This window comes from Aeromonas sp. A600620 (assembly GCF_029479985.1).
Taxonomy (GTDB): domain Bacteria; phylum Pseudomonadota; class Gammaproteobacteria; order Enterobacterales; family Aeromonadaceae; genus Aeromonas; species Aeromonas veronii_A.
This window is the reverse complement of record NZ_JAAKXB010000016.1, coordinates 50,658-66,735: the sequence shown is the minus strand read 5'-3', so window position 1 is coordinate 66,735 and position 16,078 is coordinate 50,658. Positions and strand designations below refer to the sequence as shown.

At 59.0% G+C, this 16,078-nt stretch carries 12 protein-coding genes; 10 read left to right on the top strand and 2 right to left on the bottom strand.

Annotated elements, in window-relative coordinates; genetic code table 11:
• Position 1: 1 nt before the first annotated feature.
• Complete coding sequence (locus G5533_RS17635; protein WP_216952911.1) at positions 2-1,105, top strand: phosphoribosylaminoimidazolesuccinocarboxamide synthase; 1,104 nt, start codon at positions 2-4, stop codon at positions 1,103-1,105.
• Between the two features lie 128 nt (positions 1,106-1,233).
• Here G5533_RS17635 and G5533_RS17630 read toward each other — a convergent pair whose 3' ends face one another.
• Positions 1,234-1,836, bottom strand: a complete 603-nt coding sequence (locus G5533_RS17630) for a short chain dehydrogenase (protein WP_064338734.1) — start codon at positions 1,834-1,836, stop codon at positions 1,234-1,236.
• 97 nt (positions 1,837-1,933) lie between these two features.
• On the opposite strand from G5533_RS17630, the gene G5533_RS17625 reads away from it, so the two are divergent.
• The 4 genes from G5533_RS17625 (at position 1,934) to G5533_RS17610 (ending at position 4,858) form a co-directional block, all read left to right on the top strand.
• Positions 1,934-2,833, top strand: coding sequence for a LysR family transcriptional regulator (locus tag G5533_RS17625; RefSeq protein WP_227342988.1), 900 nt, complete (start codon positions 1,934-1,936; stop codon positions 2,831-2,833).
• 71 nt (positions 2,834-2,904) lie between these two features.
• Positions 2,905-3,546: a DUF2057 domain-containing protein gene (locus G5533_RS17620; protein ID WP_227341978.1), complete on the top strand. Its 642-nt coding sequence runs from the start codon at positions 2,905-2,907 to the stop codon at positions 3,544-3,546.
• Between the two features lie 74 nt (positions 3,547-3,620).
• Entirely contained in the window at positions 3,621-4,067 is a 447-nt protein-coding gene (locus tag G5533_RS17615; RefSeq protein ID WP_421231624.1) for an HIT domain-containing protein, read from the top strand.
• An 89-nt stretch (positions 4,068-4,156) separates the two neighbouring features.
• Positions 4,157-4,858, top strand: coding sequence for a DUF3334 family protein (locus G5533_RS17610; RefSeq protein WP_227341980.1), 702 nt, complete (start codon positions 4,157-4,159; stop codon positions 4,856-4,858).
• A gap of 67 nt (positions 4,859-4,925) precedes the next feature.
• On the opposite strand, the gene G5533_RS17605 is transcribed toward G5533_RS17610, so the two are convergent.
• Positions 4,926-5,921 carry a DUF2860 family protein gene (locus tag G5533_RS17605; RefSeq protein WP_216952915.1) on the bottom strand — a complete coding sequence of 332 codons (996 nt, stop codon included), beginning with the start codon at positions 5,919-5,921 and terminating at the stop codon, positions 4,926-4,928.
• Positions 5,922-6,125: 204 nt separating this feature from the next.
• On the opposite strand from G5533_RS17605, the gene arcB reads away from it, so the two are divergent.
• The 5 genes from arcB to G5533_RS17580 all read left to right on the top strand — a co-directional run bounded on the left by arcB (position 6,126) and on the right by G5533_RS17580 (position 16,041).
• Entirely contained in the window at positions 6,126-8,438 is a 2,313-nt protein-coding gene (gene arcB, locus G5533_RS17600) for an aerobic respiration two-component sensor histidine kinase ArcB (RefSeq protein ID WP_216952916.1), read from the top strand.
• A 51-nt stretch (positions 8,439-8,489) separates the two neighbouring features.
• Positions 8,490-9,854: a dGTPase gene (gene dgt / locus G5533_RS17595; protein WP_216952917.1), complete on the top strand. Its 1,365-nt coding sequence runs from the start codon at positions 8,490-8,492 to the stop codon at positions 9,852-9,854.
• Positions 9,855-10,173: 319 nt separating this feature from the next.
• Positions 10,174-10,377 carry a hypothetical protein gene (locus tag G5533_RS17590; protein ID WP_441255148.1) on the top strand — a complete coding sequence of 68 codons (204 nt, stop codon included), beginning with the start codon at positions 10,174-10,176 and terminating at the stop codon, positions 10,375-10,377.
• A 221-nt stretch (positions 10,378-10,598) separates the two neighbouring features.
• On the top strand, positions 10,599-14,849 hold the full coding sequence (locus tag G5533_RS17585) for an ATP-binding protein (protein ID WP_227341981.1): 4,251 nt from the start codon (positions 10,599-10,601) through the stop codon (positions 14,847-14,849).
• Complete coding sequence (locus G5533_RS17580; RefSeq protein WP_227341982.1) at positions 14,830-16,041, top strand: EAL domain-containing response regulator; 1,212 nt, start codon at positions 14,830-14,832, stop codon at positions 16,039-16,041. The genes G5533_RS17585 and G5533_RS17580 overlap by 20 nt, the downstream gene beginning before the upstream one ends.
• Positions 16,042-16,078 lie beyond the last annotated feature (37 nt).

Sequence of the window (16,078 nt, the reverse complement as noted above, 5' to 3'; positions counted from 1 at the left end):
CATGAGTCTTGCAGATCAAGTATTGGCGGTGAATGACGATTTGCCGATCCGTACCGATAAACCTGTCCATTCCGGCAAAGTGCGCAGCGTCTACTGGTTGACCCCCGAAGACAGTGCCCGGCTCATAAAAGAGAAAGGCTATGATGTGCCGGCCGATGCGCCCCTCGCCCTCATGGTGATCAGCGATCGCATCTCGGCCTTCGATTGCATTTGGCAAGGTGAGGATGGCCTGAACGGCGTACCGGGCAAAGGGGCGGCGCTCAACGCCATCTCCAGCCACTGGTTCAAGCTGTTCAAGGAGAAGGGACTGGCCGACAGCCACATTCTGGATATTCCGCACCCTTTCGTCTGGATCGTGCAAAAAGCCCGTCCGGTGATGATCGAGGCGATTGCCCGCCAGTACATCACCGGCTCCATGTGGCGTGCCTACAAGGATGGCGAGCGCGAGTTCTGCGGCATCACCTTGCCGGAAGGGCTGAAAAAGGATCAGAAGCTGCCGGAGATCCTCATCACTCCGTCCACCAAGGGCGTGCTGAAAGGGCTGGATGGCGTGCCGGAAGCCGATGACGTCAACGTCTCCCGTGCCGATATCGAGCGCCATTATAAGGGCTTCAACTTCAGCAAGCCGGCCGACATCGACCGCTACGAAGTGCTGCTCAAAGAGGGCTTCAACGTCATCAGCGACGCGCTGGTCGGGCTGGATCAGATCTTCGTCGATACCAAGTTCGAGTTTGGTTATGTCCACGATGCGGCAGGCAACGAGAAGCTGATCTACATGGACGAAGTGGGCACCCCCGACAGCTCCCGTATCTGGGATGGCGCCGCCCTGCGCGACGGCCAGATCGTCGAGAAGTCTAAAGAGGGTTTCCGTCAGTGGCTGCTCAACCACTTCCCGGATCCGGACATCCTGCTCAACAAGAACCGCATGCCGGAACGTTTTGCCCTGGCCCGCGACAACAAGCTGCCGACCGAAGTGATGATGGATATCTCCAACACCTACGTCGGGATCGCCGAGAAGATTATCGGCCACAAGCTGGCGCGTTCTGCCAATCCCAAGCAGGAGATCATCGAGGTGCTGCGCGATCAGTACGGTCTGATCGACTAAGGGTTGCGCTCTTTTTTTGTCGCCAACAAACAAACGTTTGCTGATGGTGAAGGAGAGAGGCAGATAAACAGACGGGCCCCGCTATGGGGCCCATTTTTATTGCTGGTCTGGCGGCAAGCGAGCGGCGATTAGCCGTTGACCCTGAACACCTGGCCGGTCTGGATGCCCAGCACCGACTTCTTGTAGGCCTGCGCTACCTTGGCGGCGGGTACCGGTACGAAGCCCGGGAAGAAGTCAGCGTATTTGTCCATCGACTCCGCCAGCACGGTGGGGCTCACCACATTGATGCGCAGGCCGCGGGGTAACTCGCAGGCGGCCGCTTTCACAAAGTGATCGATAGCGCCGTTGACTGTGCTGGCGCTCACGCCCCAGTTGATCGGCTCCTCGCTCAGAATACCGCTGATCAAAGTGATGGAGCCCTTGTCAGTCAGATAGGGAATGGCGGCGCGGGTCAGGTTGATCTGGCCCATCAGCTTGCTCTCCAGTCCCACCTGCCACTGTTCGTCGGTCATCTCGGTCAGGCCGTTGAAGGCCACGCTGCCGCTGGCGACAACCAGTGCATCAAACTGGCCCAGCTTGGCGAACAGCGCCTTGATGGAGGCGGGATCGCGCATGTCGACCGTGGCATCGCCACGACTGTGGCCGACCCGGATCACCTGATGATCTTTGGCAAGCAGTTCACTGACTGCGGAACCGACGGTGCCGGAGGCACCCACAATCACAATTTTCATCTGCATCACTCCTGGTTGGAATGTATCGATTCTAGCGCAACAGAAAATGTGAAAAAGCGCGTAAAATAAACCCATTGTTTCCATATTGGAGCTAATGATGGATATCGCCCATCTGGCCAGCTTTTATGAGGTGGTGCTGCGCGGCAGTTTCTCGGCTGCGGCCGATACGCTGGGGGTCAGCAAGGGGATGCTGAGCCGCCACGTCAGCGCGCTGGAGTCCTCCCTCAATGCGCAACTGTTGCAGCGCACCACCCGCCGCCTCAGTCTGACCGAGGCGGGCAAGACCCTCTACCAGCAGGTGGGGGAGATCTTCGCGCTGGTTCGGCAGGCGGAGCAGGATATTCAGGCGCTGACCGAAGAGGATAGCGGAAGACTGCGTTTTACCTGCCCGGTCAGTACCGGCGATCGCATGGTGAGTGAGCTGCTGACCAGTTTTGCCGCGCTCTGCCCGGGGGTGGAGGTGGAGCTCAATTTCACCAACCAGATGGTCGACATGAGCCAGGGGGAGAACGACATCGCCCTGCGCGCCATGAACGAGGTGCCGGACAATCTGGTCGCACTTCCTATTGGCCGACTTAAGGATGTAGTGGTGGCCAGCCCCGCACTTGTAGCGAGAGAGGGGCGTCCAGCCACTCCCTATGAGCTGAGCGGGCGCAGCTGCCTGTTGCAGGGGCACAATCCGGCCTGGGAGCAGTGGCACTTTATCCGTGAAGGGGAAGAGGCCCACATTCTGGTGCAGGGCAAGGTGCGGGCCAACCATTACAGCACAGTGTTGCAACTGGCGCGTGCCGGTATGGGCTATGCCAAGTGCCCGCTGATGCTGGTGGAATCGCTGCTGACGGCAGGGGAGCTGGTGACCGTGCTAGATGAGTGGCAGAGCGGGCTGCATCAGCTTCATGTGCTGCATGCCCAGCAGCGGCGGGTGCCACGCAAGATCCGGCTGTTCAAGCAGGTGCTTGCCCAGTGGTTTGCCGAGCGACCCCACTACCTGCTCTGAGCGGCGTTATTTTTCTGTCATCTTCGGCTGCTACCCTGCGCCCATCATCGGCATCAGGAAGATCAGCGGGAATGAAGAGTAATAGAGGGTTGACCGGTTTTGTGCTGCTCTGTGCAGTGTTGGGGGCTGGCAGTGTGCAGGCCATGGTGGACGTGAAGGTTCCGGAGAATTTCCGCATTCTCGCGGTGAGCAACGGCACCTTGCTGGATGAGCAGCATGCCACCCTGGCGGATGGTGAGCAGCAACTGCTGGTGCGCTTCGAGGGGGTGATCCCCAGCCGCAGCAGCAGCGAGAATGATCGGCAGGTACGCTCCGAGCCGCAGGTGGTGCGCTATCAGGGCAGCAATCAGCATTTGCAGCTGACGGCCAGCGTACCGGGAGACGAGCGGGGGATGCAGGCCTATGCCAAGGCTCCTGTGGTAGCGCTGCAGGAGAATGGCCGCGCGCTTGCCATCCAGCAGGACGCACTGGTGACCAGCGGCATGCTGCTTGGGGTGGATTGGAACGGCAAACTGGCTGAATACAACCGCAGCGGCGGCAAGGCGGCGCTGGCGGCTGGCGCCGTTGCTACGCAGCCAACGGCCACGGCCGCTGGTGGGGCTCAACCCGTTGTGGCAGCCAGCGAGCTGGAAGGGCAGTTGCAGCAGCTGTTCCTCCAGGCAGACCCAGCCCTGCGCAAGCGCTTTATCGGTTGGGCCGTGCCACAGCTTTAAGTTTTCTGCCCGTTGCAGTAACGTGGACACTCCTTTTTTCAGGCGCTCTGTTCATCGTACTCAACGAGGTTTTCATGTTTGAATTGCATTCACGCCTGCAGGCAGATACCCGGTGGCTCGGGGATCTGCCCTTCTGCCGTGTCTTGCTGGCAAAAGACAGCCAGTATCCCTGGCTCATCCTGGTACCGCGAGTAGCCAACCTGCGGGAAATTCACCATCTGGCGCCGGAGCAGCAGCAACAGCTGATGCAGGAGTCCTGCGCCGTCGCCGCCCTGATGGAGCAGGCCCTCAGCCCGGACAAGATCAACATAGGGGCGCTGGGCAATCTGGTGCCACAGCTGCACATTCACCATGTCGCACGTTTCGCCACCGATGCTGCCTGGCCAGGCCCCATCTGGGGGGCTCATCCGATCGTGCCTTATGAGCCACAGGTGCTGGCGCAGCAGGCCGACAGATGGCGTGCCCGGCTCGCCAAGCTGAGCGGTTTTACCCCTGCGGCTGCTGATAACGGCGTCAACTGAGAGGCGTGTCGCTATTTCAGTCTTCGGGCCGCGCCATCTGTTAGAGTTATGGTATAGATAAGCCCATTCTCGATGTTCAGGAAGGTCCCATGATAGTGACAAGAGCCGATGATGACGTCGTGTTGACGACTGAGGATGTACTGCTCAGCCTGTGCAACTCGGTGACCGATGTGTTGAGTGCCGCGACCATGAGTCAGGTGCGGTTTTCCGGCATGGTGCAGCGGATCAGCAAGACCTGCCTCAAGCCGGATATCGGCTGCTTCGTGCTGTTCGATGGCGGTTTTTCCGGTCTGGTGGTGATCAACTTCTCCGCCGCTGCCGCCATGGAGTTGTACGAGAGCTACATGCTGAGCATGGGGCTCTCCAAGGAGGATCTCGCCATCTCCCATACCTCTGACGAGGTGAGCAACGTGATGGGCGAACTGATGAACCAGATCGTCGGTAGCTTTACCGTCAAGGTGGGCCGGGATTTGCAGACTCACATTACCCAGAACCAGCCGAAGATGCTGGCCCTCAACAAGCAGGTGATGCTGAGCGTCGATACCAATCTTGACAGTCCGGAGTCCCGCCGCGTCACTTTCTTCACCGCCCGTAACAACATCTTTTATCTGGAGCTGGCGATGGACAAGACCGAGTTCATCCGCATTCACAATGAGGGGATGGAGCACGAGGAGCTGGATCCTGACGCCCTGATCGCCCAAGCCAAGCAGGATGCCGCCAAGCCGGCCCCGGCAGCCGCTGCGCCAGCCAGTAATGATCACGATGATCTGCTCGACTCTTTGGGTATTTGAGGCAAATGCCGGATAGCAACAAGGCCACCTTCGGGTGGCCTTGTTGTATCGGTGCGCACAACCGTTATTAGAAGTTGTAGAGCAGGCCGGTGTTGAACATCACCGATTCAGAATCGTAGAAGTTGATGTCGGAATCGGACTTGGCGTAGCCAGCGGTAAAGGTTGCCGAGAGCGGTGCAATACCGAACAGGCGGTGCCAGAAGAAGGTACCGGTCAGGGCAAACTCGTCGGAGTCGGCTTTTTTGTTACCAAAGTCAGGGATTGGGTTGGCTTCATCATATTTGGTCTGACCCAGATAGAGGTTGCTGACGAAGGACCACTGGGATGCCCGCTTGCCGTAGGTCAACTGGAGGCCGTTGCTCTTGTAGCTCTGGGCGCTGCCGTCCAGGTCAGCCTGACGGTGGATGAAAGCCGGCTCCAGCACCTGACCGGCTGCCAGCTGCCATTTGTAGGAGAGGTCGAGGGCGTGGATCTTGCCGTTGCGATCCAGCTTGGCCGCCGTGTCGGCACCATACTGGCTGCCACTGCGCTCTTCATCGACTTCGATGTTGCGGGTGGTCAGGCTGCCGAAGAAGTTGCTGCCCCAGATATTGTCCCAGGCGAAGCGCACCCCTTTTGACTTGATATCGGTCGACTGGCGATCGACGCTTACGGCGAAGGGATCGCTCCACTGCTCGGTTGGCATGGCATTGAAGACCACGGAGCCGGCCACTGTGCCCTTGTTGCTCATCTCCTGGCGGATACCGAGTTGCTGGGTGAAGTCGAAACGGATGGCATCCTGGATCAGGTTACCGAGGAAGACCTGGGTGCGGGTATCGGCAAAGGTGTAACGGATATCTGCGTTGAGCAGCGGGGCGACGGCGGAGCTGCTCTCTGCACTGCCCAGTCCGCTCAGTCGACGATTTTCGTCGTCACCGCTGTAAAAGTTGGATTCGTAATTGATGACGTTGACGCCGCCAAGCAGGAAACCGGACCAGCCCGATTCGTTGGGAATGGTTCCCAAATCCGCATATGCACTATTTGCGACCAGCAGGCCCAGACCAAGCAGGGTAGTGTTGCGCATCAGATAACTCCTAAATTAAACGCGTTTAAATTACCAGGTGGGCGATTATAGGGGGCCACCCTTAATGGCAACTGACAGAATTTCATCAAATATCCTAACTCACTCATTTCACTAGGCGAATCGTTAATTAATTGTGCGAGATAAGAAGAGTTCAATTCTCTGTGCTGGTATTCTGTTCGCGGATATGGGGGAGAAAATAACAAGATGAAGCAGATTAAATCCTGGGCACAATATTACGTCGATCTGATGACCAAGCTGGGACTGGTGCGCTTCAGCATGTTTCTGGCGGCTGGCATCATAGTGCTGGCTGTCGCCATCCAGATGGGGGTGACCCTGTTCCTGCGCGGCAATATTGATGTGATCGACTTCGTGCGCTCGGTCTTCTTTGGCCTGCTGGTGACCCCCTGGGCGGTCTATTTCCTCTCCATCGTGGTGGATCAGCTGGAGGATTCCCGTCAGCGATTGAGCCGGATGGTGCGCAAGCTGCAGGATATGCGCGAGCGGGATCTGGAGCTCAACAGTCAGTTGCAGGAGAACATCAGTCGCCTCAATGCCCAGATTGCCGAGACCAACCGGGCCGAGGCACTGCGTCTGCAGGCCATCGAGGATCTCGAGAACGAGGTGTTCCAGCGGGAGAAAGCCCAGCTTCATCTGGGGGAGCGTACCGCTCTGCTGCGCTCTTTTATCGACTGTTCCCCGGATCTGGTCTACTACCGCAATGAGGATGAGCAGTTCTCCGGTTGCAACCGCGCCATGGAGGAGCTGACCGGCAAGGCGGAGAGCGAGCTGATTGGCCTCACACCTTTCGATGTCTACAAGCAGGAGATTGCCAACAAGGTGGTGGAGACCGACAAGCAGGTCTTTGCCAGCAATGAGCCCCTCACCTATGAACAGTGGCTGGAGTATCCCGATGGCCGCAAGGCCTACTTCGAGCTGCGCAAAGTGCCCTTCTTCGATCGCTTCGGCAAGCGGCTGGGCCTGCTCGGCTTTGGCCGCGACATCACCGAGCGCAAGCAGTATCAGGACAAACTGGAGAAGGCGAGCCGCGACAAGACTACCTTTATCTCCACCATCAGCCACGAGCTGCGCACCCCGCTCAACGGCATCGTGGGCTTAAGCCGGATGCTGATGGATACCCCCCTCGATCCCAAGCAGCACCAGCAGCTCAAGACCATTCACCTGAGTGCGGTGACCCTTGGCAATATCTTCAACGACATCATCGATTTGGACAAACTCGATCGGCGTCGCCTCGAAATTGCGCCGACCCGCATCGATCTGCCTGCCTTCCTCGACGAGCTGGAGACCCTGTCGCGCATTCAGGCGGAGCAGAAGGGGCTATATCTGCATTTCGATCGCGATGGCGACATGCCGCAATTCGTGATAGCCGACGGTACCCGTCTGCGTCAGGTGCTGTGGAATCTGGTGGGCAATGCGGTCAAGTTTACCGACGAGGGGGGCGTCACCGTGCGCTGCCTCTCTCATCCTGCCGACGAGCCGGGCAAGCTGGCCCTGCACTTCGAGGTGGAGGATACCGGCATCGGCATCCCGCGCGCCCAGCAGGAGAAGATCTTCGCCATGTACTATCAGGTGCAGGGCAAGAAACACGCCACCGGCACCGGTATTGGCCTCGCGGTCTCCCGTCAGCTGGTGCAGGCGATGGGCGGCCAGCTCTATGTGGACAGTGAGCCGGGCGAAGGCTCCTGCTTCACCGCCGAGCTGGAGGTAGCTTGCGCCGAGCCAGTGCCGCAGGAGCAGGAGGAGGAGATGCCCTCCCTCGATATCCTGCTGGTGGAAGATGTGGAGCTCAACGTGACGGTGGCCTGCGCCCTGCTGGGCAAACTGGGTCATCAGGTGCAGGTGGCACGGGATGGCACCCAGGCGCTGGCGATGGCCAATCCGGATGATTTCGACCTCATTCTGCTCGATATCCAGCTGCCGGACATGACCGGCTTCGATGTGGCGAAAACCCTGCTGGAGCGTTATGGCGACAGCCTGCCGCCCATGGTGGCACTAACGGCCAACTCTACCGGCGATCGCCAGTATTATCTGGAGCGCGGGATGCGGGATGTGATCAACAAACCGCTTGGCTCGAAGGCTGTGCGGGAGGTGATTGGCCATCTGTTTGCCGGTCTGGCCGAGGATGAAGCGGACGAGCAAGCTGATGCGGGCAATCAGGATGCCCTGCTGGATATTCCCTTCCTCACTGATTATGCCGATACGGTGGGCAAGCCGGTGCTGCTCTCCAGCGTCGAGCTGTTCGAGAAGATGATGCCGGACTACATGGCGGTGCTCGACTCCAACATGATCGCCCGGGATCAGGCGGGGGTGGTGGAGGAGGCGCATAAGATAAAAGGGGCGGCAGGCTCCATTGGCCTGCGTCGTTTGCAGCAGACGGCTCAGCTGATCCAGAGCCCGGATCATCCCGCCTGGTGGGAGAACGTGGAAGACTGGATTGAGACGTTGCGCCGGGAATATCCGGGCGATATCGCCCGGCTGCGGCGCTGGTTGCTGTCTTGAGGCTGGAGGTTGTCTTGAGTCTGATGGAAGTGGCTGGCAAGGAGCTGCAAGATGTATAGCCGTTTGATTACCCCTGCGCGCATCCACCCTTGGGGGGACGAGGATTTGCTGGAGGCGACCGAGCAGGATCGCGCCCGTATCGTGCAGGCGGCGCCAGTGCGCCGGTTGCAGCAGAAGACCCAGGTCTTTCCGCTCGATGTGAAGGCCTCGGTGCGCAGTCGCCTCACCCACTCGCTGGAGGTGCAGGAGACCGGTCGCCAGATCAGCCGCCGTATTCTGGCCGCCTTGCCAGCCGGGATGGTCTGCGAAGGGGCCTTTATCAATCTGGTGGAGATGTCCTGCCTGCTTCATGACGTGGGCAACCCGCCGTTTGGCCACTTTGGCGAGCAGGTGATGAGCCAGTGGCTCGGCGAGATGCTCGATCCCCTCTATCAGCAGGCGCTGGCGCAGCCCCCCTCGACCCAGTGGGCTGAGCTGCGTCAGGATCTGCAACTGTTTGATGGCAACGCCCAGAGCTTGCGGCTGGTGCACAGTCTGCACGAGCTCAATCTGACGCTCGGGCAACTGGCGGCGCTCTGCAAATACCCGCAGCAGCCTCAACCCGGGGTGAGCTATGGCCAACATCATGGCTGGAGCAGCAAACGGGGCATCTTCTTTAGCGAGCAGCCGCTCTACCGTGCCCTCGGCCAGAGTCTGGGATTGGCCCCAGGATGCCGTCATCCGCTGGTCTATATCATGGAGGCGGCCGATGATATCTCCTACTGCATCGCCGATCTGGAAGATGCGGTAGATCGGAGGATCCTGACTCTGGGTGAACTGCTGGCGGCACTGCGAGCTGCTGACCAGAGTGACTACATGGGCACCTTGCTGGATGACGCGCTTGCCAGTGGTCGGGGCTTTTTCCCCCATTTTCGCCAGCAACTTACCCGGGATCTGGTTGCGCTGGCGGCGCAGAGCTATGTCAGCGAACATCAGGCCATTTTGCAGGGCTCCTATCCGCAAGCACTGCTGCATGGTCAGGCGCCGGCGGCGCGGGTGCTCGATATCCTCAAGCAGGTGGCCCGCGAGCTGGTCTTTATGCGCCCCGAAGTGGAAGCGCTTGAGCTGGAGGGGTATGCGGCGCTGCGCGGGGTGCTGACCAGTTATGCCTGTCTATTGGCGCTGCCAGCGCCACAGTTTGCTCGCCTGCTGGCCGGGGAGGGGAGTCAGGCGCTGTTCTTTGCGCGCCGTCTCTATCACCGCCTCTCGGCCCGCCATCTCAAGGCCTATCGATTGGCGATCGCCACCCCGGATCAGCGTTTTGCCTGCCAGAACGAGCAGGAGTGGTATTACCGGGTGCGGTTGCTGCTCGATTATGTCAGCGGCATGACGGATACCTATGTACTGGAAGAGTACCGGCTACTCTCGGGGATCTGATGTGCTGGCATCGTTGCCAGACGGACAGCATAAAATGCCGTAAAAACGTTTAAAAAGGAGCCGCAAGAGGCTTGTTTTAAATTCGGATATTTTTTAGACTTCTGCAACCTGTTCAACTTTTACTCGGTAAGGAGATGAAAATGCAACATCTGATGCTCAATTTTGCATTCTCTCGCGGCACTGCGTGCGGCGTGAAATCTCGTGCTCTTTTACCGCGTGGCGTAAACAGGTAACCCCTGTCTTTTTATCACCCGCGGTTCGTCCCGCAGGGTGATATCCACTTTCTCCGGGAGAACCGCATGTTCAACTGGAGAATGTCATGTCTATCGAACTGATTTTACTGCGTGGTGTCGAGTCTTTGGTTCAAAAACGGATCGCCTGGGTTGAGCGTCGCCTCGCCGTGGTCAGTCTGTCACCTGCCCTGCTGAAAGATATTGGTCTGGAAGGGTTTGAGGGACAGATCGCCCATATCCGCGAAAGCGAGTATCAAACCGGCTTTCGGCTCGGGAATCGAATAACCTGATCCATAGGGGAGGGTAAACGCTCTCCCCGTGGTGATGTGGCAGGCGTAATGCCTGCCATTTTTGTGTTTGCAGGTTGATTTTTTATTCACTTTTCTGTGCCCCGGCACTATCCTCTCTGCCCCGTTTGTGACAGATGCGTATGTTTTCTCGCCTTGTTCCGCCAGGATCGGCAAGATTAGATATGGTGGCCTATCTGTTTTACTCATCAGGACAAGACTTCATGTCACTCTTTCGTCAGCTTTTTCTCCCCCTGTTGCTGCTGTTTTCCGGCCTGCCTGCTGTTGCTGTTCCCCAGTTGGAAAAGGCAGTGGCGGACCACCAGAGTGCGGCTGATGAAGAGTTGGTGGTCGGGGTGCCCCGTGGTGGTTATCCTCCGTTCCTCTATGAACTGCCCAATCAGCGCTATGCCGGTCCGCTCAAGGAGCTGGCCTCGCGTATTGCGGCAGAAATGGGGGTCTCCCTGCGCTATGTCTCCTACAACTCCTATGTGGATGCCCGTGGTGCGCTGAACAGACGCCAAGTTGATGCCTTGATCGGGGTCGAGCTCGATGCGCTCGAGCTGGAGGGGATGAATCATATTGGCTATCTGGGCTCCTACGCCCGCGCCATCTTGATGCGCCATCCGGATCAACGTTTGACCCTGGAACAGGCGCGCAAGCTTCGCTGGGTCTGTATTCGCGGTTTTGGCAGTTGCAATGAGCTAGCGCGACTGGGGATGCCTCATGTGACCGAGCTGGAGAGCCGTGACGAGGCGACCTATATGGTCAAACTGGGGGCGGCCGATGCTTATCTGGCTCTGGGGCCGATCATTGCCATGGAGATGGAGCGGTTGCCTGAGTCGATGGGGATTGTGATCCCGGACTGGATCCCCGGTAGTGCATTGACCATTGCAACCAGTACCCATGACCCGGCGCTGACGGATCGCATCTGGCAGGCCTACCAGCGGATCCCGGTGGCTGATGCCCGGTTGCGGCTGAATCAGGAAGACAGCCGTTTCAAGGCGGGTTTGTTGCTGGAACCAGACGAGGTAGCCTGGTTAAAGAAGAAGAGCAAGGTGGTCAGGTTTGCCGTTGCGCCGTCGTTTGCCGGTATCAGCGAGATTGATGACGAAGGGGTGTTGCACGGCTATGCGGCAGATTTGATGAAGTTGTTGAGTCTGCGCTCGGGGATCCGCTTTGAACTTGAGCCGACCAGCACCTGGCAAGAGTCTCTGGCTCTGCTGAAACAGCACAAGGTGGATCTGATCCCCCTGATGACACCGCTCAGGGATCGCGAGGCATTTGCCTCCTTCAGCTCCTCCTACCTTAAATTCGACAGCTATGTGGTATCCCGGCGCGGCGCACGCCCGTTGAAGTCGCTGGCGGAGCTGAAAGGGCGCCTGATTGGTGGCGTGACCGGTTCTTATGAGGCTTCTCTTATCAGCGCCCATGGTGGCAACGTCATTGAAGTGGGCAAGGATACCGAGCTGCTTACCCTGCTTGATACGGGGAAAGCCGAGTATGTGCTGTTGACCATGACCAATCTGGGGCAGCAGGCCATGAAGGGCTTCAACGAAAAGTATCAGGTGGTGCTGAGCTCCCCCGAGTTTTCCGTGCCCATCAGCATGGCCGTTGATATCAGGCAGCCCGAGCTGCTGCGGATCATGGACAAGCTGTTGCTGACCATCACGGATGAGGAGTGGCAACTGCTGGAGCGGCGCTGGCTCAATGTTTCGGTAAATGTCGAATCCGATTACAGCCAGTTCTACAAGTGGCTGGCGCTGGGCGGAGTGGCCTTGTTGACCTGCGGTCTGCTGGTGATGTTCTGGGCCCGCAGCCTGCGTCGCCAGATTGCGCAGCGGAAAATCGCAGAGAGCAAACTCAACGAACAGTTGCTGTTTGTACAGACCCTGCTCAACTCATTGCCGACCATGGTGGCATTGCGCGACAGCGAGCAGCGTATAACCCTCTGCAACCGGGCTTATCGCGATGCCTTTCTCGTTGATGTCAATGGCGAGGCGCTTGACGACCTGCAAAGCATCCCCGAGCCCCTGCGTGCGAGCGTGCTGGAAGAGGAGCGCAGGATATGGCAAAGCGGCCAGGAGCTGGAGGGGGCCGGCAATAGCTTGCGTGCCGATGGCACCCCTTTTCATGTTATCTATGCCAAGCGCCCTTACCGGGACCCCGATGGCAACATGCGGGGTGTGCTGACAGTGCTGACCGATGTCAGCCGTATCAAGGAAGCCGAGGAGCGTGCTCGTCAGGCTGAAACTCGCCTGACCCAGATCACCGACAGCATGCCCGGCGTAGTCTACCAGTATCTGTGGCTGGGGCCGGGCAAGGGACGCTTTCTTTATGCCTCTCAGGGGGCCAACGAGATCCTGGGGGTATCTCATCAGGATTTATTTAACGCTGAATCGGGTGGTGAGGTATTTGGCTTTACCGAACAGGCCCTGCAGGAGTTTGTCAGCAAGGTGGCCAACCATGCCGAGACCCTGGCCCCCCTCGATCTGGAGGTCAAGGTGGAGCGCCCTGACGGGGATCGCTATCTGCAGGTACGCGGCAATTTTGTCCGTCAGGAGCAGCAGGCGCTGATACTCAACGGGGTGATTCAGGACATCACGGCCCTCAAGCAGCAGGAGCATGAGCTGCGCGAGGCACGTGCTTATGCCGAGCAGGCGATGCAGGCGCGCAGCCGCTTTCTGGCCACCATGAGCCACGAGTTACGCACCCCCATCTCCGGCATGCACGGCATGCTCGAGTTGTTGCAAATGAGCGAGCTCAACGACGATCAACGTTACATGGTGCGTAATGTGGTCACCTCGACCAACAACCTGCTCTATCTGGTCAACGACATACTCGATTTCTCCAAGATCGAGGCGGGTCAGTTGCAACTGCATTGTCAGGTCAGCCGGTTGCAGACGGTGATCTGCGATGCGATCCGTGGCCACGCTACCCTGGCCCATAGCAAGGGGCTCAACGTGACGCTGGAGTGGGGCCAGCATGTACCTGATTGGGCCGATATCGACGGGGTACGGGTCGGTCAGGTGATCTCCAATCTGCTCAACAATGCGGTAAAGTTCACCGAACAGGGGGAGGTCTCCATCCGGGTCAGCTACCTGCGCGATCAGCTTGCTATCAGTATCCGCGATACCGGTATCGGGATTGCCGAGGAGAAACAGGCATTGTTGTTCACTCCGTTTGAGCAGGTGGAGTCCGACATCAATCGCCGCTTTGGTGGTACCGGGCTGGGGCTGGCAATCTGTGATCAGCTGGTGCGCAAAATGGGGGGCGAACTCACCCTGACCAGCAAGGCGGGAGAGGGATCCCGTTTCCGCTTTACCGTGCCGCTGACCAACCCTCAATGGGATGCGCCCCCGCTGGCTGGCACCGAATGGTGGTTTTTCAGCGCCGATGCCAGCCTCGAGGCGGCCATGCGGCGGTTGGGCGCCAAGCTAAGGCATCTGGATGCCAGCCAGCTCAACCGCTCACTGGAAGGGTTGCTGCTGGCTGATCAGCTGTGGTTGGAGCAGGCCCTCGGCGGTGAGTGGCAGGGATGGTTGCAGCATGTCTCATTGAGAGGGATCATAGCGTCACCGAACGAGGCCCTTCGCGGCCGGATCGGCGGTCAGTTGTGGTGGCGATTGGGGCTCTCTCCTCTCTACCCGGATCTGCTGCTGGAGAGTTGTCTCGAACTGCTGCAGGAACGGGTCGCCCCGGTTCTGCCTGCGCTGGCCGACAAGCTGGGAGGACGGGTGCTGGTGGCCGATGATCATCCGGTCAATCGCGCCCTGCTGGCACGACAACTGGCTATCCTCGGAATTGAATCCCAGGTAGTGGAAGATGGCGAGAAGGCGTTGCGGGCCTGGCAGGGGCAGCCATTCTCCCTGTTGCTGACCGATTGCCACATGCCGGTGATGGACGGCTATGCCCTGACCAAGGCGCTGCGGGCTGCGGGCGTGACGGCGCCCATTATTGGGGTGACAGCGGATACCTCGGAAGAGGCCCATGCCCGTATGGTGGAAGCGGGAATGAGTGACATGCTGTTCAAGCCCTACCCGCTGGATACCCTGCGCCAGCTGCTGGCACACTGGCTCGCTGAGTCGGTACCGGCGGGCGGTACAGCGGTGACGGCGGTCGATGATGTGCTGGCCGTTCAGGCTGAACGCTGGTTGACCCTGTTTGGCGATGAGCCGACGGCGCGGGCGATGGCGGCGGAATATCTCGACTCCAATCGTCAGGATGGGGCTCATATGATGGCTGCGCTGGCTTGCCATGATTTCAACGTACTGGTAGAAACTGCCCACCGGATCAAGGGGGCAGCCCGCATGGTCGGGCTGCAGGAGCTGGCCACACAGGCTGCCAGGCTGGAGTCGGCTGCCAGATTGAAGCAGCTTGAGGAACTGGATGAGCTGACCGGCAAGGTGCAGCTATTGATGACGGCGATCGCCCACGACATTGGATTATGGCTCGATGAAAAAAGCACAACATGAGTTGGTCATTATGGTCGTGGAAGACCATGGATTTCAGCGCAAGGCGCTGCTGCACCAGGTCCGCAGCCTGGGTTACCAGAATCTGCTGGAGGCGGCCGATGGTGCCGAGGCGCTGGTGCTGAGCCAGCAACACGCCGTCGATATCCTGTTTTGCGACCTGCGGATGCCGGGCATGGATGGCATGGCGCTGCTGCGCCGCCTGTCATTGGGCGGTTTTCGCGGGGGGATTATCCTCTCCAGCGCCCTTGAAGACGATGTGGTGGAGGCCGTGTTGCGGATGAGTGCCGCCTATGGCTTGCAGGTGCTCGGCCGCATAGAGAAACCCTCTACCCAGCAGCAGCTCAAGCTGCTGATCGATGCCTGGTCACCCCGGGAGGAGCCTGCAAGGGAGGAGGAGGGGCACAGGATCGGCCTGGATGAGTTGTGCAGTGCACTCGAGCAGGATCAGTTGCTGCCCTGGTATCAGCCCAAGGTGAGCTTTGCCTCCGGCGAGTGGGTCGGGATGGAGGCGCTGGCCCGCTGGCAGCACCCGGAGTACGGCCTGATCTCTCCGGGGCGTTTTATTCCACTGGCGGAGCGCAACGGACTGATCGATCAGTTGACTGAAGTGATCATCGGCAAATCCCTGAGTGATGGTCACTTGTGGGAAGAGACCGGACTCTCGCTCAATCTGTCGATGAACCTCTCCACTACCTCGCTGATCGAGGGCGATCTGTGCAACTCCCTGATCAATCAGTGTCAACGCTGGAGCATCAACCCCGAGCTTATCACCCTGGAGGTGACCGAGAGCGCCTTTGTACAGGATCTGGGCAAGTCGCTGGAGGTGCTGACCCGGCTGCGGATGCACGGCTTTGGCCTCGCCATTGATGACTTCGGTACCGGCTACTCCTCCATGCAGCAACTGGCGCTGCTGCCCTTTACCGAACTGAAGCTGGATCGCTCCTTTGTCGACCGCTGTTTTGAAGACCCATCCCGTCTGGCCATTATCGAGTCCAGTATCGAGCTGGCGCGCAAGTTGGGCCTCAAGTCGGTGGCTGAAGGGGTAGAGGATGAGCAGACCTGGCGGTTGCTGGCAAAGTTGGGCTGCGATGTTTGTCAGGGGTTCTTCTCTGCCAGACCGATGCCACGCAGCGAGTTGCAAGAGTGGCACCGGGCTTGGCAAGATAGATTGCCTACACTGATATCTATCTGATTCTGTTGGCTGGATCCCTCCGTTTGAACAAGGATGT